We start from the raw sequence: 21,727 nt of genomic DNA on the forward strand, positions 1-21,727 counted from the left end.
CAGTCCATTCAAAAGTGGGCTTGGACAGGCATCACCCGATTTCCTACGGTTGAAGTAATCCATCAAGGAAGCACCACCCCTCGCCGTTCACGGCGATCTGCCCTAAGGAAGATGCATCGTGGCCCAGTACGAGCCCCAGGAACTTGCCCAAAAGCTGAAGGACGGCCTGCTGTCCTTCCCGGTAACCGCCTTCACGCCGGAGCTGGCCGTGGACGAGGACGCCTACCGGCAGCACCTGTCCTGGCAGGCGAGTTTCGGCGTCGCAGGTCTCTTCGCGGCCGGCGGCACCGGTGAGGGTTTCAGCCTGACGCCCGCAGAAGCGGCTCAGGTCATCCGCGCGGCCGTCGAGGAGGTCGGCACCAAGGTGCCTGTCCTCGCCTCCGCAGGTGGTTCCACCGCCCAGGCCATCCAGAACGCTCAGGACGCCGAGGCTGCCGGCGCCGAGGGCCTCCTGCTGCTCCCGCCGTACCTCACCGAGTGCGACCAGGAGGGGCTCCTGGCCCACGTCAGCGCGGTCTGCTCCGCTACGAACATCGGCGTCATCGTCTACAACCGCGCCAATGCCATCTACTCGGCAGATACCGTTGCCCGCCTCGCCGAGCGCCACCCGAACTTCATCGGGTTCAAGGACGCCATCGGGGACATCGAGCATCTCACCAAGGTCTACGCCAGGAACGGCGACCGGCTCTTCTACCTGGGTGGCCTGCCCACCGCCGAGACCTTCGCCCTCCCGCTGCTGCAGCTGGGAATGAGCACCTACTCTTCGGCGCTGTACAACTTCGTTCCCGAGTTCGCGCTTGAGTTCTATGGCGACGTCCGGAGGCAGGACCACGCAGCGGTCACCGAGAAGCTGCAGCGCTTTGTGCTGCCCTACCTCGACATCCGTGACCGGGTGCGCGGTTACGGCGTCTCGATCGTCAAGGGCGGGCTGAAGGTCGTCGGCCGCGATGTCGGCGGGGTCCGTCCGCCGCTGCAGAACCTGACGGAGGCTGATCTCGCTGACCTCGGGGCGCTCATCGACGCCGCCGGTATCCGTCCTGCACCCGCCGCGCTCACCCACGCCTGACACCAGCACTTCCAGAAAAAACCAACCGGACACCATCGGTAAGGAGCTTTCATGCCTACGCAGCACGCCACACTTCAGGGTCACTCCATCATCGCCGGGCAGGGAACTGCCGGGAACGGCAAGACCGTCTGCGGCTTCAATCCGGCCACCAACGAGACGCTGGAGCCCGCCTACTCCCTGATCGACGAGGCACAGCTCAGTGAAGCGACCTCCGCCGCGGAGGAAGCCTTCGACTCCCTCAGCACCCTCGATCCCGAAAGCCATGCGGCTTTTTTGGCGAGCATTGCCGACCGCATTGAAGCAGCGGGTGAGGAAATCGTTGCCCGTGCCATGCTCGAGACCGGCCTGCCGGAACCACGCATGCGCGGCGAGCTTGCCCGCACCACCGCCCAGCTTCGTCTCTTCGCTTCGGTGGTTCGCCAGGGCGATCACCGCGGCGTCCGGATAGACCCTGCACAACCCGACCGCACCCCGATGCCACGCGCGGACATCCGGCAGCGGAAGGTGCCCCTCGGTCCCGTTGCCGTCTTCGGCGCGAGCAACTTCCCACTGGCTTTCTCCACTGCCGGTGGTGACACTGCGTCGGCGCTCGCCGCGGGCTGCCCGGTGATCTTCAAGGCGCATAACGCCCACCCCGGCACCAGCGAGCTGGTTGGCCGCGCTATCACGGAGGCCGTGAACGACGCCGGCCTCCACCCGGGCGTCTTCTCCCTCATCTACGGTCCCGGTGCCAGTATTGGCCAGGCCCTCGTCTCGGATCCGGTCATTCAGGCGGTCGGCTTCACCGGCTCGCGTTCCGGTGGCACGGCGCTCATGGCAACAGCCGCCGCGCGGCCCCAGCCCATTCCGGTGTACGCGGAAATGAGCTCGATCAACCCGGTCATCTTCTTTGAGGGTGCCCTGCAGGGCGATCTCGACGGGCTCGCTGCCGCGTATGTCACCTCCGTCACCGGATCCAGTGGACAGCTGTGCACCTCACCCGGCCTGGTCTTCGTGCCAACCGGCGAGGCCGGCGACAACTTCCTTGCCGCGGTCACCCGTGCGCTCGAACCTTCGGCGGGACAGACCATGCTCACGCGTGGAATCGCAGACTCCTGGAATGCAGGCGTTGAAGCGCTGGGATCGCAGGCCGGGGTCGAGCTGGTTGCCCAGGGCACAGACGGGGCCACAGAGAACGCGCCCGCACCGGTTGTCTACGGCACCCAGGCAGAGACGTTTCTCAGCAACCCTGTTCTGCACGAGGAAATCTTCGGTGCCGCGTCGCTCGTGGTGCACTACTCCTCCACAAAGGAATTGGTGGCGGCAGCGAAGCGCCTCGAAGGGCAGTTGACCGCTACCCTGCACCTCACCGACTCGGACTACGAGACCGCGGCGAGCGTCCTGCCCGTGCTGGAGCGCAAGGTTGGCCGCATTCTCGCCAACGGCTGGCCCACCGGCGTCGAGGTTGGTCACGCGATGGTTCACGGCGGCCCGTTCCCTGCCACCTCGGATACCCGCACGACGTCGGTCGGCACCCTCGCGATCGAGCGTTTCCTGCGGCCGGTCGCCTACCAGAACATTCCAGAGGTGCTCCGCCCCGCCGCAATCCAGGACGGCAATCCCTGGCAGCTGAACCGCCGGATTGACGGCACGGTAGTGCCGGCGACGGAGGGTGAGGGCAACGGTACAACCATCAAGGCCACCGGGGAGGACGCGTGACCGCCCAGCCAACCATCGCCGTCGTCGAGGTTGTCCCGGTTGCCGGGCACGACTCGATGCTGCTCAACCTCTCGGGAGCGCACGGGCCGTTCTTCACCCGCAACGTCGTCATTATCACCGATTCCGACGGCCGTACCGGGCTGGGCGAGGTTCCCGGAGGGGAGGCGATCCGCTCCACCATCGAGGAAGCAGGCCGGTTGCTGAAGGGCAAGCCGGTAGCGCGTTTCCGCAGTCTCCTGCGCATCGTCGCCGCCGCGTTCGCTGATCGCGACGCCGGTGGGCGCGGGCTCCAGACGTTCGACCTGCGCACAGCTGTCCACGCGGTTACCGCGATCGAGTCGGCCCTGCTGGACCTGCACGGCCAATTCCTTGGGGTTCCCGTTGCCGAGCTCCTGGGCGACGGTCAGCAGCGCGACGCCGTGCCGATGCTCGGCTACCTCTTTTACGTGGGAAATCCGGATTCCACCGACCTGCCGTACCTGCGCGAGCAGGATTCCTCCGACGACTGGGTGCGTGTCCGGCGGGAAGAAGCGATGACGCCTGCCGCCGTCGTCCGCCTGGCCGAGGCAGCACAGGCACGCTACGGTTTCGCGGACTTCAAGCTCAAGGGCGGAGTGCACGCGGGCGATGACGAGGTGGACGCCGTCGGCGCGCTCAAGGAACGCTTCCCGGACGCGAGGATCACGCTCGATCCGAACGGGGGCTGGCTGCTGGAGGATGCCATCCGGCTGGGGAAGCGGATGCAGGGCGTTGTGGCCTACGCCGAGGATCCCTGCGGCGCCGAAGGACGGTTCTCCGGCCGTGAGGTCATGGCGGAGTTCCGCCGCGCCACTGGGCTGAGGACGGCGACCAACATGATCGCGACGGACTGGCGGGAGATGGCCCATGCCGTTCGCTCCAACGCCGTGGACATCCCGCTCGCTGATCCGCACTTCTGGACTATGGCCGGCTCGGTCCGGGTGGCGCAGCTCTGCAACGAGTTCGGGTTGACCTGGGGATCGCACTCCAACAACCACTTCGACATCTCGCTGGCCATGTTCACCCACGTCGGCGCTGCCGCTCCTGGCGAAATCACGGCGATGGACACGCACTGGATCTGGCAGGACGGCCAAGGGCTCACCACCAGCCCGCTGCAGATCCGTGGCGGCGAGATCAGGGTTCCGGACGCACCCGGACTAGGGATCGAGTTGGACCGCGGCCGCCTCGAAGAAGCGCATGCATTGTATCTTGAGCACGGTCTTGGCGCCCGCGATGATGCCGCGTCCATGCAATACCTGATCTCCGAGTGGACGTTTGACCCGAAGAGGCCCTGCCTGGTCCGCTGATGCAGGGTCAGTAGGAATCGACAGGTAAACAGGAGGGTTTGTGGAGGGGGTTCTCCTCGGGTTCGGCATTGTCCTGGCGCTGGTCGGCGTTGGCATTGTCGCCTCGATCCTCCTCCCAACCCGCACCCGGGCCATGCAGGAGGGGCTCACGCCGGTGATTTACTACATCACCAACCCGGCGCTCATGTTCATCCTGCTCGCCGAGACCGAACTTGCTGAAGTCCTGAGCATCTACACGCCGATCGCGCTCCTGGTTGCTGCCGCGACCGCCGTTGTCTATGCGCTGTTCAGCCGCTTCATCCTCAAACGCCCGGCGGCACAGACAGCGGTGGGGGCGATGGCGTCCTGCTACGTCAACGCCGGCAACATCGGCATACCTATTGCCCTGTATGCGGTGGGGAGTTCCGCCCCGGTGGTCTCGGTGCTGCTGGCCCAATTGCTGGTGATCGCGCCGGTCTTCCTCACAATCTTCGCCTGGTGCGGCAGGAAGACAAGCCCTGCCGGCTCATCGACGGCGCCCGGGCCCGCCGGTGGTTCCCAGTCTCAGCGCAGGTCACCGACGCTTGCGCGGACGGTTCTGCGGTCGGTGGCCAATCCCGTCACTCTCGGGACGGCCGCAGGGGCACTGTTTGCCGCAACCTCGCTCACGCTGCCGGCAATAATCTGGACGCCGCTGGAGATGCTTGGCCAAGCGTCAATCCCGCTTCTCCTGATGGTTTTCGGTATGAGTCTCCGGGGACAGAAGCCGCTGGCACAGCGGAGCCTGCGTGCCGACGTCGTGCTCGGAAGTGTGGTGAAGCTCGCGCTGATGCCGGTCATCGCGTGGGTGGTTGCTTACTACCTCTTCCGTGTCGAGGGCACAGCGCTGCTCGGCGTGGTGGCCATGGCGGCGCTGCCCACCGCGCAGAACGTGTTCCTGTTCTCCGCCCAGTTCGGGTTGAAGGTCACGCTGGTCCGCGACATCATCCTGATGAGTTCGTTGTTGGCACTGCCGGCGTCGCTGTTGGTGGCGGTTCTGCTGGGCTAAGTGAGCCGCCGGGGGCCCAGGGCTGTGTGGGGGCTATCCCGAGCAAAGGCAGAAGGGGTGCCCAGCCGGGTCCAGAAACACACGGAAGGATTCGCCCGGCTGGTGCTCGTGCTTGATTGCTCCGAGTTCGAGCACGGCGGCCTCGGCTGCATCCAGATCATCCACTATCACGTCCAGGTGCATTTGCTGCGGGGAGTGCTGGCCCGGCCACTCAGGCGGCGAATAGTCCCCCACCTTCTGGAAGCAGATGCACTGGCCGTAGTCCGCCTGGACCTCAACCCAGTCAGGCTCTTGCTTGACCTTCCAGTCCAGCATGGTCCCGTAAAACCGTGCGAGGGCAAGGGGATCGGGACAATCAATAACGGTCGTGGGAAACCTTGCGATAGCCATGCCCATACCGTACGTACAGTTGCGGTCGATTAGTGTCCGCATGAGGGGTCTTTTCCTGCGGTCACTGCGTGCAATACGGATTCGTCCGGCAGGGTGATGCCCGGCCAGACAATCTTGGACCGGCCGCGTGCGCGCTTCATCGCGGCAGGTACAAGGGACAGGTCCGCACCGGCCTCAAAGCAGATCTGTGCCACGAGGGGATGCGACCAGCTGCTGGTCGGTTTGCCCTCGATCGATCCGAGATACATTCCGGCGACCTCCGCGAGGACCTGCGGGCTGACGCCGTGAATAGTCCTGATTTCGCTGACGGCGCTGCCGAGGTCGAAGGGCCGTGTTGTTGCGTGACGGATGGCGGTCCCGGCCACCCATGAAGCGACAATGTGAGGGTCTCTCGCAAGCATGGCGTCAGCATAGAAGCCGGCTCTGACATCCCGCTCCATTTCATGCATGCGTACATTGGGACAGACTTGCCTCATGGCTGATTCAGAAATCACAACTTCCGGCTCCACAGTCGAGGAATGGACACAGGCTCTCGGGGAATCGGTGGGTTCGCCCGGCGGCGGTGCAGGAGCAGGGGTCATGCTCGCCATTGCAGCGTCGCTGACCTCTATGGTCGCGGGGTACACCGATGCCGGCGCTGAGCAGGGAGAGCAGTTGGAGAGTCTGCTGGCCCGGGCGCGGGAGCTGCGCCGGACCGCCCTGCGGTTGGCGGATGATGACGCGGCCGCTTCGCGCGCCTTCGGTTCCGCGCTCCGATTGAACGAGGGCGACGAGCGCGACCGGGCCATCCGCGAGGCATCGCTGGGCGCCGCGCGGTCATCCGCAATGCTGGGAGATCACGCCATCGCTGCGATTGATGACCTGTCCTGGTTGGCGGAGAACGGCAATAAGGCACTGATAGCGGACGTCGTGGTGGCCTTTGGTGCACTGCGCGCGGCCGTGACCGGAGCCCGAACGAATGTCAGCTTCGATCTGGCCACGCTGAGATCTTCCGGCCTCACACTCGAGCAGGTCCGCGAGCAGCAACCCCGCCTCTGGGCAGCCGTCGAGAAGCTTGATGCAGCAATTGTGCGGATCGATGAGGCGACGGCTGCCGTGGACCACCGTGCTGCCCCCACCGACTCGGCCTAACGCTGGCCGCCCGCCTGGCCGGGTCCCGTGTACGGAGTGGCAGCGATGATCGAGATGGTGACCTGCCGCTTGTTCGGCGCCGTGTAAGAGGTGCCATCCCCGGGCCGCAGACCGCGGATGGATACACCCAGAGGGCTCTGTTCGCTGAAAACGTTTAGCTCCTCCGTTCCCAGGATGACTCGGTTTCCCATCAGGAACACTTCGGGCTGCCCGTCGATGCAGGCTTCAATCAGCATGCCCGGCTCTACGATTCCATCATCTGCGGGTGAATGGATGTTCACGTTCTTCAGCAGTGCCGTCAGCTGCCTGATGCGTGATTCCCTGGCCATTTGTTGGCTGGACTCTTCCTGCTGCCCCCGTGCATTGAGCAATACGTCCAGTTCCCGCTTCAGACGCGTATAGGCCTCCTGTGTGAGCCAGGTAGCGGGGGCAACTGAATGCAGCATTTCACTCCTAAAATACGTGCGGGCACCACCGGAAGAACCGAGTGAACGAATGTCCGGGGCGGTGATGAATGTTTGAGCATAGCCCATTCCTGTTTTTTAGCAATTCCGGAGATCGTGAGGGCTGCATATTTCTTCGACAGCGTCAGGACTGGCTTTAAAAATATAACTGGGTATGGTTCTGGGTATTGATGAGGAAGGCGGTGATCCCCGTGTCAGGAAAGTCTCCCCGGAGCGCTGGCGTGAAAAAGCAAGGAAAGTCCATCCTTGAAAAGCGTGCCCAGAAGAGGGCAAAGGCAGAGTCCAGCGAATCGCTGTTCGCCAAGCCCCGCAAGAACCAGCGGTAGCTCAAGCTTCAGTGGTGTCCCGCTCATGCCTTCCGCCAGTCGACGTTCCTCCCACGGGTTGGTGAAGATCGGGCGTGAGCGGGATACCGCTGATCGGTTTTGTATGCAATTCGGGTCCTTTTCGGGGTGAACTGTTCGCGGCGGAATATCGCGCTCGCCGGGTTCAGCTAAATTCCTGATAAGTAGTCAAACCTTCTCTTTTCGGAGCACGGTTCAAGGGGTTTTGGGTATTCTATGGCGTGGTGCGGATGAACATTTCCACGCGACTGGCTGTGCTATTTCTGCAGAGTTTTTCCCTGATCAAGTACCGTTTCCTGTGTGACCGTGAACAGTGAACCGACGCCGTCGTCTGCCGGGCAGCCGCCCGCGCGCAGCCGCTCCGCGAACATCCGCGACGTCGCGAAGGCGGCAGGTGTCTCTCACCAGACAGTCTCGCGCGTGATCAACGGGCACCCGAGCCTGCGCGAGAGCACGCGGCAGCGGGTTCTCGACGCGATGGAAGCACTCCAGTTCCGCCCCAACCGCGCGGCCCGCTCGCTGGTCACCAGCCGCTCCGGCATGATCGGCGTGTTGGTCACAAACGGCACCTACTTCGGTCCGGCGTCGACCAGGGCTGCAATTGAATCTGCAGCCTCCACTGCCGGCTACCTTGTCGATACGGCTACGCTTACGTCCCTTGAAGAGACCGCTTTCAAAGAAGCCCTTGGACGGCTGGTTGATCACGCGGTTGAGGGACTCATTGTCCTGGCGCCGCAGGAGGCTACCCTGCGCCAGCTCGTTCACTTGCCCGTCAAGTTGCCCATGGTCACGGTGCATTCGACATCAGCAGCGGACGATCACGGGCTCTCGGTTGATCAGGTGGCCGGCGCCAGGCTCGCAACCCGACATCTGCTGGAGTTGGGCCACCGCAGCATCGCGCATGTTGCGGGACCGGACGGCTGGGTGGAGTCGAAGGAGAGAATTCGGGGGTTTCGTACTGAAATGGCGAACTGGGGTTTGGATTCGTCCCGGATTGTCACCGGTGACTGGACCTCCGACAGCGGTTTCCGGATAGGCCAGGAGCTCCTTGCCGCAGACCCGCCCACGGCAGTCTTCTCCTCCAATGACCAGATGGCGTTGGGGCTCACGCATGCCTGCGGTGACCGCGGTCTCCGGATTCCTGAGGACATCAGCATTGTTGGGTTCGACGATGTGCCTGATGCGCGGCATTTCGCCCCACCCCTCACGACGGTTCGCCAGGACTTCGACGAACTGGGACGGCGCTGCGTGGCGCACCTGCTCACTCAACTGGGAGTGCCCGTACAGAGCGCACCGCGGACCGTTGTTCCCGAACTCATCGTCCGGCAGTCAGCCGCCTCCCCCCGGTAGACCGCCCGTCGGACATCCGCCGCGGGGATTCGTCCCGGACTATTCCACTGGCAGGGCGCTGATCGCGGCGCGTTCGACCTGCAGACCCGTGTGGTAGCGGTCGAGGTAGGTTGCGAAGCCGGCGACGTCGGCCGCGTCAGGTTCGGTTGTTTCGAATTCTGCGTCGGCGAAGACGTGTTTACGAAGGTAGGCGTCCAGGTCCAGTTCATCGCCGGCGGCGTTGGCCGAAGCATAGGAAGCCAGCACCGCCATCCCCCAGGGGCCGCCTTCCGAGGCCGTTGCCGCGACGGAGACGGGTGCGGCGAGAGCGCCGGAGAGGAAACGCTGCGCCACGTCCGCGGTACGGAACATACCTCCGTGCGCAAACATGCGGTCCAGCTCAACGCCCTCTCCGGAAAGAACACGCATCCCGAGGGCGAGCGTGCCGAAGACCCCGTAGAGCTGCGCGCGCATGAAATTGGCCAGGGTGAATTCGCTGTCCGGGGTCCGCAGGAACAGGGGCCGGCCTTCAGGAATTTCGGCGATCGGTTCTCCGGCGAGGTGGTTGTAGGCGAGCAGGCCGCCGGCGTCGGGAGCGCCGTCGAGCGCTTCCCGGAAGAGGGTAGTGAAGACGTCGTCCGAATTCAGGGCAGCACCGGAAGCCGACACGGCTCCCGAAGCCGCTGCGAAGCGGGAGAAGAGGCCCACCCACGCGGCGAGTTCACTGGCACCGTTGTTGCAGTGCACCATGGCAACGGGGTCACCGGAAGGGGTCGTGACCAGGTCCAGTTCATGGTGCACCCGCTCGAGCGGACGTTCGAGAACCACCATCGCGAAGATGCTCGTGCCGGCGCTTACATTGCCGGTACGGGGGGCAACCGAGGACGTTGCCACCATCCCGGTGCCGGCGTCGCCCTCCGGCGGACACAGCAGGGCACCCGGGCGGAGGCCGCCGGTGGGGTCAAGGAGAGCGGCCCCCTCAGCAGTCAGTTCGCCTGCCGGCTGGCCGGCCACCAGGACCTCGGGCAGAAGTTCGGATAGCTTCAGGCCGGGTACGGTTTCGGCTGCCAGGGTGTCATAGCGGGTGAGCAGCCCGGCGTCGTAGTTGCTGGTGCCGGAGTCGATGGGGAACATTCCGGAGGCATCGCCCACGCCAAGGACATTGCGGCCGGTCAATTCACGATGGACGTAGCCGGCCAGGGTTGTGATCGAGCGAACCTGCGCTACATGAGGTTCACCGTCCAGTACAGCCTGGTGCAGGTGGGCGATTGACCACCGCAGCGGGATATTGACTCCGAAGAGCTCGGTGAGCTCCGCTGAAGCCGCTCCGGTGTTGGTGTTGCGCCAGGTACGGAAGGGCACAAGCAGTTCATCGGCGTCGTCGAAGGCAAGGTAGCCATGCATCATCGCCGAGACGCCGATCGACCCGAGATTCTCGAGCCGCGTACCGTACCGGCGTTCGACGTCGGCAACCAGCTCCGCATAGGCGGCCTGGACGCCCTTCCAGACATCTGCCAGCGAGTAGGTCCACAGGCGGTCGACGAGTTGGTTCTCCCACTCATGGCTGCCTACCCCCAGGACCGTCGAAGGATCCTCACCGATGAGGCATGCCTTGATTCGTGTTGAGCCGAGTTCGATTCCGAGGCTGGTGCGGCCGCCGGCTATAACGTCCTTGAAATCGGTCATGAGCAGAATCTCCTTCAAATAGACGTCGCCGCTCCACGCGACCTTCCGGCGATTCCCTGCGATGAGAAATGTCCGGACCCGGTGGTGCTTGACAGTGAACGTGACGTCGAGCATATAGTGTGAACGGTCACATTGGGTAGTTCAAGGAACTCCGCCGGACCGCCTACTCGAAAGCGATGGTCAAGCATGACTAGCACCACCCGGTCCTTTTCAGATCGTGAAACGGACGCCATCAACGCCGTCCGCCGCGATGTGGCCAAGCTCCACGCAGAGCTGGTCCGTTACAACCTGGTGGTGTGGACCGGCGGGAACGTGTCCGGACGCGTGCCGGGGATGGACCTTTTTGTGATCAAGCCCAGCGGCGTCGACTATGACGAGCTGACGCCCGAGAACCAGATCCTGTGCACCCTCGACGGAGCCGTCATCGAAGGAACGCCGGGTTCGGAGCGGTCGCCTTCGAGCGACACTGCCGCCCATGCATACGTCTACCGCAACATGCCCCGCGTCGGTGGAGTGGTGCATACCCACTCGACCTATGCCACAGCGTGGGCTGCGCGCGGCGAATCCATCCCGTGCGTCATCACCGCCATGGCGGACGAGTTCGGCGGGGAGATCCCGGTAGGTCCGTTCGCGATCATCGGAGACGATTCGATCGGCCGCGGCGTCGTGGAAACCCTTACCGGCCACCGCTCGCGTGCCGTCCTGATGCAGAACCACGGGCCCTTCACCATCGGCAAGGACGCGCGCGACGCCGTCAAGGCCGCCGTCATGCTCGAGGACGTGGCCCACACCATCCACATCTCCCGCCAGCTCGGGGAGCCGCTGCCAATCGAACAGCGCCACATTGAATCCCTCTTTGACCGCTACCAAAACGTGTACGGGCAGCCAAACCCGCTTAGAACCGGAGCAGCACTGTGACTACCCTGAATACCTCACTCGACCAGTACGAGATCTGGTTCCTCACTGGAAGCCAGGACCTCTACGGCGAAGACACACTCCGCCAGGTCGCCGAGCAGTCCCAGCAGATCGTGAAAATGATCGAAGCGTCCGACGTACCGGTCAAGGTGGTCTGGAAACCGACGCTGAAGGACTCGTCCTCAATCCGCCGGATGGCGCTTGAGGCGAACGCGAGCGACAAGACCATTGGCGTCATCGCCTGGATGCATACGTTCAGCCCCGCCAAAATGTGGATCGCCGGCCTCGACACGCTGCGCAAGCCGCTGCTCCACCTGCACACCCAGATCAACGTCGAGCTGCCGTGGGCGGACATCGACTTCGACTTCATGAACCTCAACCAGGCCGCCCATGGCGACCGCGAGTTCGGCTACATCCAGACGCGCCTGTCCGTGGCGCGGAAGACCGTCGTCGGGCATGTCTCCAACCCGGCCGTGACTGCCCAGATCTCCACCTGGTCCCGCGCCGCAGCCGGCTGGGCCGCCGTCCACGAGCTCAAGGTTGCCCGGTTCGGTGACAACATGCGCAACGTCGCCGTTACCGAGGGTGACAAGACCGAGGCAGAGCTGCGCTTCGGCGTCTCCATCAACACCTGGGGCGTCAATGAGCTCGTCGAGGTGGTCGATGCGCAGTCCGATTCCGACATCGACACCCTCGTCGAGGAATACGAGGCGACGTACGACGTCGTTCCTGAACTGCGGCGCCGAGGGAACCGTCACGAGTCCCTCCGGTACGGCGCGCGTCAGGAGCTGGCGCTGAAGTCCTTCCTCGAGGCCGGCTCCTTCGGTGCCTTCACGACGACGTTCGAAGACCTGGGCGGCCTGCGGCAGCTTCCCGGCCTCGCGGTTCAACGGCTCATGGCCGCCGGTTACGGTTTCGGCGCGGAAGGCGACTGGAAGACCGCTGTGCTGGTCCGCGCAGCCAAGGTGATGGGCGCAGGGCTTCCGGGAGGCGCGTCGCTGATGGAGGACTACACATATCACCTGGTACCTGGGGAGGAGAAGATCCTCGGCGCGCACATGCTGGAAATCTGTCCAACGCTCACCACCTCGAAGCCCACCCTCGAGGTGCACCCGCTGGGAATCGGCGGCAAGGAGGACCCCGTCCGGCTGGTATTCGATACGGACTCAGGGGACGCCGTCGTGGTCGCCATGTCCGACATGCGCGACCGCTTCCGGCTGACTGCCAACGCCGTCGAAGTGGTTCCGCCGGACGCGCCGCTGCCCAACCTTCCGGTGGCGCGCGCCGTCTGGAAGCCGCAGCCGGATTTGGCGACGTCCGCAGCGGCCTGGTTGAGCGCGGGTGCTGCGCACCACACTGTGATGAGCACCGCCGTCGGGCTTGATGTGTTCGAGGACTTCGCAGACATTGCCGGCACGGAGCTCCTGCGCATCGACAGCACGACGACGTTGCGCGAGTTCCAGCGTGAACTGCGGTGGAACGCGGCCTACTACCGGCTGGCGCAGAAGCTTTAACCCGTTCATTTCGCAGGACACACCCCTTATGGGTCTCCATTAGGGGAGTGTCCTGCCAACTCACGCGAGGAGAACATCGATGGCGAACGACGTCGGCACCAACTGGGCGGGGAACCTCGCCTATGGAGCATCCACCCTGCATGAGCCGGCGTCGGTCGAGGAGGTGCGGCGGATTGTCGCTGGGGCGTCATCCATCCGTGCGCTGGGTTCGCGGCATTCCTTCAATAGCATTGCGGACGGCACAGCTGAGCTGCTGTCGACGGCGGCTTTGACCGGTCCGGTGACGGTTGACCGGGATCGCTCGACCGTGACTGTCGGCGCCGGGATCCGCTACGGAGAACTGGCGCAGGAACTGGAACGGGAAGGCATTGCGCTGGCGAATCTTGCGTCCTTGCCGCACATCTCGGTGGGAGGGGCTGTCGCTACGGGGACCCACGGGTCCGGTAAGCGGAACCGCAGTCTGGCTGCCGCCGTCGTCGGGCTGGAGCTGGTGACCGGCAGTGGTGACCTGGTGCGGTTCACTACCAGCGACCCGGACTTCGAGGGTGCGGTGATCAACCTCGGGGTGCTGGGTATTGTGACCAGACTGGAGCTCAAGGTTGAGCCCGCTTTCGAGGTTGAGCAAACTGTTTTCGAGCGGCTTCCGCTGGAGAACCTGCTTCAAAATTTCGACGGCGTGACCGGCGCCGCGTACAGCGTCAGCGTCTTCACCACCTGGCGGGATCCGGATGTTGCCGACTCGGTATGGGTGAAGCGCCGCCCCGATCAGGATGCGCCCCTTGAGGAGACTCTGTTCGGTGCGGTGGCTGCAAAGGATGAGCGTCACCCGCTTCCCGGGCTGCCTGCAATCGGCTGTACTCCGCAGCTGGGCGTGGCCGGTCCCTGGTACAACAGGCTGCCGCATTTCAAGCTGGACTTCACGCCGAGCAACGGCGTGGAACTTCAATCCGAGTACCTGGTTCCCCGCGAACACGCCGTTGACGCGATTCGTGCGGTTCGGGAGCTCAGCCCGGAGATTGTGCCGTTGCTGCAGGTCAATGAAATCCGGACCGTTGCCGCTGACGATTTGTGGCTCAGCTCAAGCTACGCCACCGACGCCATTGGGCTGCACTTCACCTGGGTTCAGGATCAGCCGGCCGTCGAGGCACTGCTGCCCACCCTCGAGGCTGCACTGGAACCATTCTTGGCCCGGCCGCACTGGGGGAAAGTGTTCACCCCCGGAGCGCACGACTTCGATCGGTTGTACCCGCGGCTTGAGGACTTCCGGCTCCTGACCAAGCGGCTGGATCCCGAGGGCATCTTCGCTAACCCGTTCACCGCAAGCCTTATGGCCCGTTAACGCCCTTCGGTCCGCGGGAGCGTCTTCCGAGCACAACCACTCCCGCGGCCAGGAGGATCAGCAGCGCAGCACTGATTCCGACCACCGGTGGGGAGCTTGCTGACACGACATCCGGTGATGCGCTTTCGGCAGCCGGTGGTGCGGCAGTGGGTGATTCTGTCGGCTCCACGTACATGGGTGCCCAGGCATAGGGCGGCATCGCGAATGGAGCGGGCTCCTTTTCGGCGTCCTTGGTCTTCTCCGGCGCTGGCTGCTCGGCCGGGACAATCTGCATCGGCACGGTCAGCACCGGCGCGGGCAGTGCGGGAGATATGAACTGCTGGGGGATCTGGGCTGGTGCTGGTGCTGGCGGCGGAGGAACCGGAGCGGGCTCTGGATCGGGTGCCGGGGCAGGTGCGGGAGCGGGTTCTGGAGCGGGCGGTGCCGGCGCAGGTTTGGCCGGCGGTGCCGGCGCAGGTTTGGCCGGCGGTGCCGGCGCAGGTTTGGCCGGCGGGGCAGGCGCGGGGTCGGGCTCGGGTTCGGAGGACGGCGGGGGCTCGGCAGGCGAGGACGGCGGCGTCACCGGCCCGGTTGCCGGCGGCTCGCTTGGCGAGGGAGGTGGCGTCGTCGGATCATCGCGATCACGCTCGCCGTCATCATCGCGATCGCGATTCCGTCGCGGCTCGATATCGGTGTCAGGCGGTCCAACCTGAGATAGCGGCCCGACGTCGGATCCCGTTGCAGGACCTGATGGAGAAGGACCAGAATCCGAGTTGGGATCCGCGCTGGCGGGCGGAGCAGCGGTGAGCGTTGCACCGATGATCAGTGCAACCCCTGCGGTATATCTGAACCAGTTTTCAGTGCTATGCACGGCATTCTCCCAACGCTGCCGGTCGAAATACGCGGTACAGCTCAACGCGGGCTGGTGCCCGCTTGATGGAGGGCCGATTGCTTGACCGTCAGTGTGCTTACGAGTTTACACAGCGGCTCCCGATTTGTATCCCGCCGGGTTCAGTTTCACCCGAGGAATTCACGGTCGATGTGGGCGCGGCCAACGCTGAGCGAGGTTGTGGTCACAGTGATCCGTGGAGTGGACAGCACCAGGAGAACGGCCAGAACGACAAAGACTACGATGCAGGCAATGATTCCGGTGAGGATGCTGATGGGCGCGAAGACGAGAACCGATGCTCCCGCGACTCCTGCGATGATCAGCCATACGAACGGCGTCGGCCACAACCGTTCGTCGTAAAGGATCGCATCTGGGCTTGCGGACGCCTTAGACATGCTCACCTGCTTGCTGCAGTCTGCGGGGGAGGGGCCCGGGGTTGATGGCCTCGAGGGGCGTCTGGGCATGCCTCGAACGCTTCCCACTGTGCGGAGACAAGTTCATCTGCCGGGCCTGGCTTCCGTGTGCGGTGCGTCGGCGGGTAGGACAGTGTCGGGGATGGCGGGCGTCCCGGCGGCAGCGGTGTGGTTGCGATGTTGCTCTGCCGCCTGCTCACGGTAGCGGACCCTGCGGATCCTGCCCACCATCGAACGCATCAGGAAGATCACGGCGATCACCATGAAAAGGGTCATGAGGAATCCCAGGAGCCCGGGGGTGACTTGGGTGGGATCCAGGCCGGGCCGTAACTGGCCCTCATCCGGTGCTGGTACCAAGGCTGGCAGCGAAGCGGCTAATAGCATCAGAGTTTTTCCTTCATCTGTGGGCGGGTAGGTGCCGGGTCATGGTTGGTCGAGCTTCTGGCGCAGCTGCCGCCGTAACCGGTGGCGCGCCGCTGTACCGGCGGCGACGCTCACAACAGCGCCGAGGGCTGAGGCCAGACCGACCCAGAACAAGGTTCCTTCCGTTGCACCCAGCAGGATCGGCGCGCGGAAGACCACTTCCGACCAGATCACGGTCATCACCAACAACCAGACCAGGGCGGTGAAACCGGCCGCCCACATGTACGGCTGAGGACCCTTCCGGCGGCCGTTACTGCTGAATCCGACTGCCAACAGGGCCAAGCCGGTCAAGGTCACCACTGCACCCCCAATCACGAGCTGACTCAGGAGCGCCCCGAACAGGATCAGCAACGCGGCGATGAGCACGAGCCGGCGGTGCCGCAGGGGCAGACGGAACGGTGAGTTGACGGCGGCCCGCCCGAGTGCTGCCCTGATCTCCGACTCCTGCGGGACGGCCAGGCCGGAAAGGGACCCTGTCCCATCTACCTGCCCGGTCGCGACCGGGCCGATCTCCCGTCCGTCTACCTGCAGCATTGGGCTGCCGGGAAATATCGCCGCGGCAGTGCCTTCCCCGGCGGGAACCCTGGTGAAAGTGATGTGTTCCTGCGGAGCCAGGTCCTCCAGGATTGCCTCGGTCGTTTCCCGTAACGGTTGCGCTGCCGGACAGCCCTCGGTGTACCGGAGCTCGACGCGCATCACCGGCCTCCGGTATGTGCTGGGGCCTGTTCAGGTTCGGTGGTTGATGACCGTGGCCGGTTCCTACGGGAGAGGAACACTGTGAGGGCGCCGAGGAAGAGGATGGCGGAGACCCAGGTGTTGATGCGCAGACCCAGGATGGTGTTGGCGTAGTCGGAGCGCATCAGTTCGAAAAAGAACCTGCCGGCCGTGTACAGGGCGACATAGAGCGCGAAAGGTGCACCTGCGCCCAGAGCGTATTTCTTATCCAGGAAAAGGATCAGCGCCGCGGCGGCCAGGCACCACAGCGATTCGTAGAGGAAGGTCGGGGCGAAGTACCCCAGAATGATCGGGTCGCCGGCGGCGTCGAGCCGAGCAGAACCGGCCGGCAGGTCCATGTCGTGTATTTCGAGGGCCCAGGGCAGGGTCGAGGGGTCACCGTAGAGTTCATTGTTGAACCAGTTTCCCCATCGGCCGATCGCTTGGGCGATGAGGACGCCGGGCGCGGCAGCGTCAGCGAAAGCCAGGAAGCTGACCTTGTTCCTGCGGCAGCCGATGTAGGCGCCGACAGCGCCCAAGGCGATCGCCCCCCAGATACCAAGACCGCCTTCCCATACCCGTAGGGCACCCCAGGGGTCCTTCCCGGGGGCAAAGTAGAGCTGGTAGTCGGTGATGACGTGGTACAGCCTCCCGCCGATGATCCCGAACGGTACGGCCCACATCACCACGTCCAGAGCCTGCCCGGGACTGCCTCCGCGCGCTGTAAGCCGGCGGCTGGTTAGCCACACGGCAACGGCGATGCCGGTCATGATGCACACTGCGTAGAAGCTGATTGAAACCGGTCCCAGCGAGAGGGAACTGACGGACGGGGAAGGAATGTAGGTGAGGGGCTCTGCTGTGTTCATGGTGATCCAATGGCGGTGATGTCGAAGATGACCTCGCAGGGGGCGCTTCGATAGGTGGGGAGCCTGGTCTGATGGGGTGAGCTGTCAGGCGTAGGCGTGGGAGGGGTTTAGATGGGGAGTCGGATGTCGTTGGCGAACCAGTTCTGTAGTTCCGCGACCCAGGCCCCCCAGGCGCCGGAGACCATGAGCAATCCCAGGGTGATCAGGATTCCGCCGCCGAACCGTTGCAGTGCCAGACGGTGGGTGCGGAAAAAGCGCAGGGCTCCCATGCCGCGGCGGGCTCCGAGCGCTATGAGCAGGAACGGCACACCGAGGCCCAGACAGTAGAAGAAGGTCAACAATGCGCCCTTAGCTGCACCGGATCCGTCGGTGAAGGCCAGTAGCTGGACAGCCGAAAGGGTCGGGCCGATGCACGGTGCCCACCCGAGGCCGAAGGTGACACCAAGCAATGGCGCCCCCCAGAGCCCGGTAGGTACGCGTGCGTGGATTCTCGCTTCCCGTTGGAACCAGGAGAGACCACCGAGGAAGACCACACCCATCAGAATCACCAGGACACCGAGCACCTGGGTGATCCACGCCTGCCCCGGCGCCTGGAGCCACGCACCGAGCTGCCCGAACACCGCACCGATCAGCATGAACACCAGCGAGAATCCCAGAACGAACAACCCGATACCCGCGAGCATCCGACCGCGTTTTTGCTGGGCGAGATCGACCCCGGTCAGGCCTGTGACGTAACCGAGGTAGCCGGGCACGAGAGGAAGGACACACGGTGAGGCGAAGGACACCAACCCTGCCAGCACAGCAATGGGAACCGCCAGCAGAAGCGAACCGCTCAGGATGGTCTCAGCGAATGGATTAGCTACGGTGGAGATGACCATGGCCGGGACCTCCATGAGCCGCGTCATTGTTCGGCCACCACATCAGTGATCAGAGCCTTCAGGGTGCTTTTCTCCGCCAACCCGATGATGCGGGCGGCAACACGGCCCTGACGGTCCAATACCAGGGTGCTTGGTACGGCCTGCGCCGGCACATACTCTGCCATGGTGAACTGAACAGTCCCGTCCTGGTCGTTGAAGCTGGGATAGGTGATGCCGAAGTTCCGTTCGAACGCCTCAGCGGTCGGCCGTTGGTCCCGAATGTTCACCCCGAAGAACTGAACACCGTCCTGCTGGTGTTCCTGCGAGAGTGCTTGCAGGTCCGGGGCCTCCACACGGCACGGCGCGCAGGCGGCGTACCACACGTTCAGGACAGTCACTTGCCCGGTCCAGTCGGCTGACGAGATCACTGTCCCGTCGTAGAGCTCGGCGGTCAGTTCCACCGGTTCTCCCCGTGTTTCGGGGGCGTACTCGCTCACCGAACCGTCACCGGCGATGTAGTTCTTGTTATCTCCGGCTTTGGCCTGTTGCGCCAGCGGATCGGTAGCGGCGCACCCAGAGATCAGCAATGACAGGGTCAGAAACAGGACCGGAAGATTCATCCGTGGCCGGTGTTTCCCGCCGTTTTGCCGGCGCGGCGCACCGGTTGGTGTGTGTTGGAAGAGTTGTTTGCTCATTTTTCTCGCCGATCACGCCGGGCATCGGAGGAGGCGGTGTAGGCGGCGAGGATCGCCACGGGTAGGACGATCAGTACCGACACCCAGGAAGGGAACATTTGCCGGAGCAGGAGGTAGCCGATGGCGGCGACCAGGAGCAGGAAAGTGGTCTTATGCCATCCGCGCCATTGGGACATTTCTCTCCAGATCGGATAGTGGAGTCCGTGCATCAGGGGACCAGGTCGTTGAATGAGGTTCCGCCGTCACCGGACACTTTCACGCCGGTTTCGGTGGCGACCCAAATTTCCTGGTCGGCTCCGTCGTCGGTATGGGTGTCTATGGCGGTGGGTGCGGCCCCGATGGAGCCCTTCTTCGCCCAGGTCACCCCGGCGTCTGCGCTGGTGTGAATGTCACCTTCAGGTGTGACACCGACCGCCTTATCCCCGGCCAGGGCGGTCAGCAACAGTAGCGGGCTGTCAGCGACGAGGCTCCAGGTGGACCCGGCGTCGGTGGAACGGTAGAGCCCGTCCGCTGTGGTGGCCAGTACAACATCGCTGCTTGTGGCGCCGGAGAGGTCGAAGGGAGCGATCTGGGTTTCCGCAGCTTCCCATTGAAGACCGTCTTCGCTGGTGATCAGTTGGCCGTCGTATCCGACAAAGGATTCTCCGGTTCCGGTTCTGGTCAGAGCATGAAAGTCGGACTGGCCCTGCCGGGACATAGGTTCCCAGCTCTTGCCGCTGTCGGTGGAACGGAGCAACCCCACCGGGTTGGGCAGATCCGTGTCCGGTCCCGGGTGCCCCGATGCGTACAGGGTGCTGTTTCCCCCGGCGGTGTATCCCATCAGGTCGATCACGGGACCGATACGTTGAGCGGGGGAGGTGGAGACGTCGTACAACCCATCGTGGGTGGCCAACAGCACCCGATCAGTGCCAGGGTCAACGCTCATCCCGTGCACATGACCGGTGGGAAAACTGTTAGGTGTGCTGGTTGGTTGCGGTGCTGCCGAAGGCGCCGAACAGGCCGCCAGGGACACCGTCGAAACGAGCGCCACCGTGAGCAGGACCAGGCGGCGGCGGAGAAAGCGGGTCGCGGAAATTCTTGGGCGCATGTGTTGCTCTCTAACCAAGGTGAAGTAACGGGAAAAAGGTTCGCCCGGTTCCGGGGAGGCGCCGGTGATCAGGCGCCTCCCCGAGACTGGGTTCGCCCGTTCTAGAGCTCGGCCAGGAGGGCTCCCATCTCCTCGATCTCGGCCTGCTGCGTTTCCACGATGGTTTCGGCCAGAGCGATGGCGTCCGGGTACTGCCCGTTCTCGATCTCTTCCTGCGCCATTTCGACCGCTCCGTTGTGGTGCGCTGTCATGGACTCAAGGAACATGCGCGCCGCTTCGTCACCTTCGGCGGCTTCCAGTTCAGCGAGCTCGTCCTCGGTCATCATGCCCTGCATCTCCCCGGAGCCACCCATGTTGCCCATGTCGTGGCCTTCCATGCCGCCTTCGGGTTCGACCGGTTCACCCCAGGTTTCGAGCCAGCCTGTCATCGTCTCGATTTCGGGTGCCTGCGCGTCTCTGATCTGGGTGGCCAGGTCGCGTACTTCCGGGCTGATGGAGTCCTTCTCGAGCATGATCTCGCTCATTTCCACGGCCTGGCGGTGGTGCGGGATCATCATCTGGGCGAACATGACATCGGCATCGTTGTGTTCGGCCGCGGTGTCCTGCGTGGTTTCCGGTGCGGCTGAGCCGGCACTGGTTTCCGGTGCCGTAGCAGTGCCGGGTGTGTCGCTGGATCCGCAACCGGCGAGCGTGAGGGTCGCGGCGATCGCCAGCGCGGACATGGAAAGGTAACGCTTGGTCATGAGGGTGTGTCCTTCGATGGTCGAGCTATCTGCATTTCAGGTGGCGGGCACGACGGGATGCCGTCGGCCCGTTATCGGAGTCGGGTAACTACGCGACTCTTACGTGCGACTGATGCAGAGCTGAACCAGTGTCAGCGAAGGCACGAAAGTGCGGGGAAGCCGTACAACCGGCGGTGGGCCCCGCAAGCGAACACGGCCATAGGCCAGCCGGCTCCTGAGGACGATAGCCGTTGCAAAGGAAACCACCAGGAACGCCAGGATGCACACACCCGCGGCGATCTCTTCACCGCACGTATCCGCACAATCCAGATTCAGCGCCATACCCGAATCCGCAGGGTTGGATGCAGAAGCTGGCATGGAACCCTGATGGTGCACGTCAGTTGCGGGCGCCGCCGTGGCAGCCGAACCGACGGCGTGTGAGGCACCATGCCCGCCCATCCACACATGCATCGCAAGAATGCCCACGATGACGGCGGTCAGGCTAAGGAAGAGAAGAGCTGTCTGGGGCAAGCGGCGTGGAAGAGGCAGGGGTAGGGCGATTCCAGGGTGCTTATTCATCGCTCCGCTCCTTCCCGTTCTCCTGCATGTTCGTGCCTGATATCAGAGTACCGATCCATCCTGTGCGGGATCGAATCGGGGCTCAGCCGGTGATGGCTGCCCGACGCAGGTCCAGCTGGACAGGAGCTGCATGTGCAGAGCGACCACGACGGTCTGAGCTAACAGCTACCCAGCTACCCAGCTGCCCAGCTGCCCAGGGGTGGTTTTCACGGATCCATCGAGGACAAGATGCTCCCTGCGGGGATGCGGAGACGCGCCGTGACCTAATTGTGATC

General features: G+C 64.1%; 24 protein-coding genes. 9 read left to right on the forward strand and 15 right to left on the reverse strand.

Annotated elements, in window-relative coordinates; translation table 11 throughout:
- Positions 1-118 precede the first annotated feature (118 nt).
- Genes kdgD through ACZ2GY_RS01345 form a run of 4 tightly spaced genes read left to right on the forward strand, consistent with a single transcriptional unit; the run spans position 119 to position 5,116 of the window.
- Positions 119-1,066, forward strand: coding sequence for a 5-dehydro-4-deoxyglucarate dehydratase (gene kdgD / locus ACZ2GY_RS01330; protein ID WP_346027889.1), 948 nt, complete (start codon positions 119-121; stop codon positions 1,064-1,066).
- A 51-nt stretch (positions 1,067-1,117) separates the two neighbouring features.
- Complete coding sequence (locus ACZ2GY_RS01335; RefSeq protein ID WP_471672753.1) at positions 1,118-2,764, forward strand: aldehyde dehydrogenase (NADP(+)); 1,647 nt, start codon at positions 1,118-1,120, stop codon at positions 2,762-2,764.
- Positions 2,761-4,089 carry an enolase C-terminal domain-like protein gene (locus ACZ2GY_RS01340; protein WP_471672754.1) on the forward strand — a complete coding sequence of 443 codons (1,329 nt, stop codon included), beginning with the start codon at positions 2,761-2,763 and terminating at the stop codon, positions 4,087-4,089. Before ACZ2GY_RS01335 ends, ACZ2GY_RS01340 begins: the two co-directional genes overlap by 4 nt.
- A 40-nt stretch (positions 4,090-4,129) precedes the next feature.
- On the forward strand, positions 4,130-5,116 hold the full coding sequence (locus ACZ2GY_RS01345) for an AEC family transporter (protein WP_346027891.1): 987 nt from the start codon (positions 4,130-4,132) through the stop codon (positions 5,114-5,116).
- Between the two features lie 33 nt (positions 5,117-5,149).
- On the opposite strand, the gene ACZ2GY_RS01350 is transcribed toward ACZ2GY_RS01345, so the two are convergent.
- On the reverse strand, positions 5,150-5,506 hold the full coding sequence (locus ACZ2GY_RS01350) for a VOC family protein (RefSeq protein ID WP_346027892.1): 357 nt from the start codon (positions 5,504-5,506) through the stop codon (positions 5,150-5,152).
- 29 nt (positions 5,507-5,535) lie between these two features.
- The gene (locus ACZ2GY_RS01355) at positions 5,536-5,907 is read right to left on the reverse strand and encodes a hypothetical protein (RefSeq protein WP_471672755.1); all 372 of its coding nucleotides are present in this window, start codon (positions 5,905-5,907) and stop codon (positions 5,536-5,538) included.
- Between the two features lie 73 nt (positions 5,908-5,980).
- Between ACZ2GY_RS01355 and ACZ2GY_RS01360 the strand changes: the two genes are divergently transcribed.
- On the forward strand, positions 5,981-6,637 hold the full coding sequence (locus tag ACZ2GY_RS01360) for a cyclodeaminase/cyclohydrolase family protein (RefSeq protein ID WP_471672756.1): 657 nt from the start codon (positions 5,981-5,983) through the stop codon (positions 6,635-6,637).
- Here the strand turns inward: ACZ2GY_RS01360 and ACZ2GY_RS01365 are convergent.
- Positions 6,634-7,083, reverse strand: a complete 450-nt coding sequence (locus ACZ2GY_RS01365; RefSeq protein ID WP_471672757.1) for a GreA/GreB family elongation factor — start codon at positions 7,081-7,083, stop codon at positions 6,634-6,636. The two genes, ACZ2GY_RS01360 and ACZ2GY_RS01365, sit on opposite strands and share 4 nt — an antisense overlap.
- Before the next feature lie 662 nt (positions 7,084-7,745).
- On the opposite strand from ACZ2GY_RS01365, the gene ACZ2GY_RS01370 reads away from it, so the two are divergent.
- Positions 7,746-8,795, forward strand: a complete 1,050-nt coding sequence (locus tag ACZ2GY_RS01370) for a LacI family DNA-binding transcriptional regulator (protein ID WP_471672758.1) — start codon at positions 7,746-7,748, stop codon at positions 8,793-8,795.
- A gap of 39 nt (positions 8,796-8,834) precedes the next feature.
- On the opposite strand, the gene ACZ2GY_RS01375 is transcribed toward ACZ2GY_RS01370, so the two are convergent.
- Positions 8,835-10,460, reverse strand: coding sequence for a xylulokinase (locus tag ACZ2GY_RS01375; protein ID WP_471672760.1), 1,626 nt, complete (start codon positions 10,458-10,460; stop codon positions 8,835-8,837).
- A gap of 186 nt (positions 10,461-10,646) precedes the next feature.
- Here ACZ2GY_RS01375 and ACZ2GY_RS01380 point away from each other — a divergent pair, with 186 nt between their 5' ends.
- The 3 genes from ACZ2GY_RS01380 (at position 10,647) to ACZ2GY_RS01390 (ending at position 14,228) form a co-directional block, all read left to right on the forward strand.
- Positions 10,647-11,378: an L-ribulose-5-phosphate 4-epimerase gene (locus tag ACZ2GY_RS01380; RefSeq protein ID WP_471672761.1), complete on the forward strand. Its 732-nt coding sequence runs from the start codon at positions 10,647-10,649 to the stop codon at positions 11,376-11,378.
- Positions 11,375-12,889: an L-arabinose isomerase gene (gene araA / locus ACZ2GY_RS01385; RefSeq protein ID WP_471672762.1), complete on the forward strand. Its 1,515-nt coding sequence runs from the start codon at positions 11,375-11,377 to the stop codon at positions 12,887-12,889. Before ACZ2GY_RS01380 ends, araA begins: the two co-directional genes overlap by 4 nt.
- Positions 12,890-12,968: 79 nt before the next feature.
- Positions 12,969-14,228, forward strand: coding sequence for an FAD-binding protein (locus ACZ2GY_RS01390; protein ID WP_471672763.1), 1,260 nt, complete (start codon positions 12,969-12,971; stop codon positions 14,226-14,228).
- On the opposite strand, the gene ACZ2GY_RS01395 is transcribed toward ACZ2GY_RS01390, so the two are convergent.
- The 11 genes from ACZ2GY_RS01395 to ACZ2GY_RS01445 form a co-directional block, all read right to left on the reverse strand.
- Positions 14,215-15,078, reverse strand: a complete 864-nt coding sequence (locus tag ACZ2GY_RS01395) for a hypothetical protein (RefSeq protein WP_471672764.1) — start codon at positions 15,076-15,078, stop codon at positions 14,215-14,217. The two genes, ACZ2GY_RS01390 and ACZ2GY_RS01395, sit on opposite strands and share 14 nt — an antisense overlap.
- A gap of 146 nt (positions 15,079-15,224) precedes the next feature.
- Positions 15,225-15,491 carry a DUF3093 family protein gene (locus tag ACZ2GY_RS01400; RefSeq protein ID WP_277359800.1) on the reverse strand — a complete coding sequence of 89 codons (267 nt, stop codon included), beginning with the start codon at positions 15,489-15,491 and terminating at the stop codon, positions 15,225-15,227.
- Between the two features lie 102 nt (positions 15,492-15,593).
- Positions 15,594-15,893: a hypothetical protein gene (locus ACZ2GY_RS01405; RefSeq protein ID WP_277359799.1), complete on the reverse strand. Its 300-nt coding sequence runs from the start codon at positions 15,891-15,893 to the stop codon at positions 15,594-15,596.
- A 39-nt stretch (positions 15,894-15,932) separates the two neighbouring features.
- Positions 15,933-16,628 carry a hypothetical protein gene (locus tag ACZ2GY_RS01410; protein ID WP_471672766.1) on the reverse strand — a complete coding sequence of 232 codons (696 nt, stop codon included), beginning with the start codon at positions 16,626-16,628 and terminating at the stop codon, positions 15,933-15,935.
- Positions 16,628-17,512: a prolipoprotein diacylglyceryl transferase gene (gene lgt / locus ACZ2GY_RS01415; protein WP_277359797.1), complete on the reverse strand. Its 885-nt coding sequence runs from the start codon at positions 17,510-17,512 to the stop codon at positions 16,628-16,630. Before lgt ends, ACZ2GY_RS01410 begins: the two co-directional genes overlap by 1 nt.
- A 107-nt stretch (positions 17,513-17,619) precedes the next feature.
- A complete protein-coding gene (locus tag ACZ2GY_RS01420) occupies positions 17,620-18,417 on the reverse strand; it encodes a cytochrome c biogenesis CcdA family protein (RefSeq protein ID WP_471672767.1) in 798 nt (265 codons plus the stop codon).
- On the reverse strand, positions 18,414-18,989 hold the full coding sequence (locus tag ACZ2GY_RS01425) for a TlpA family protein disulfide reductase (RefSeq protein ID WP_471673615.1): 576 nt from the start codon (positions 18,987-18,989) through the stop codon (positions 18,414-18,416). The genes ACZ2GY_RS01420 and ACZ2GY_RS01425 overlap by 4 nt, the downstream gene beginning before the upstream one ends.
- A gap of 71 nt (positions 18,990-19,060) precedes the next feature.
- Entirely contained in the window at positions 19,061-19,240 is a 180-nt protein-coding gene (locus ACZ2GY_RS01430; protein WP_277359796.1) for a hypothetical protein, read from the reverse strand.
- A gap of 32 nt (positions 19,241-19,272) precedes the next feature.
- A complete protein-coding gene (locus ACZ2GY_RS01435; protein ID WP_277359795.1) occupies positions 19,273-20,151 on the reverse strand; it encodes a F510_1955 family glycosylhydrolase in 879 nt (292 codons plus the stop codon).
- A 101-nt stretch (positions 20,152-20,252) separates the two neighbouring features.
- A complete protein-coding gene (locus ACZ2GY_RS01440; protein WP_277359794.1) occupies positions 20,253-20,894 on the reverse strand; it encodes a DUF305 domain-containing protein in 642 nt (213 codons plus the stop codon).
- Between the two features lie 99 nt (positions 20,895-20,993).
- Positions 20,994-21,452: a hypothetical protein gene (locus ACZ2GY_RS01445; protein ID WP_471672768.1), complete on the reverse strand. Its 459-nt coding sequence runs from the start codon at positions 21,450-21,452 to the stop codon at positions 20,994-20,996.
- Positions 21,453-21,727: the final 275 nt, after the last annotated feature.

The organism is Arthrobacter sp. KKT183 (assembly GCF_055657625.1).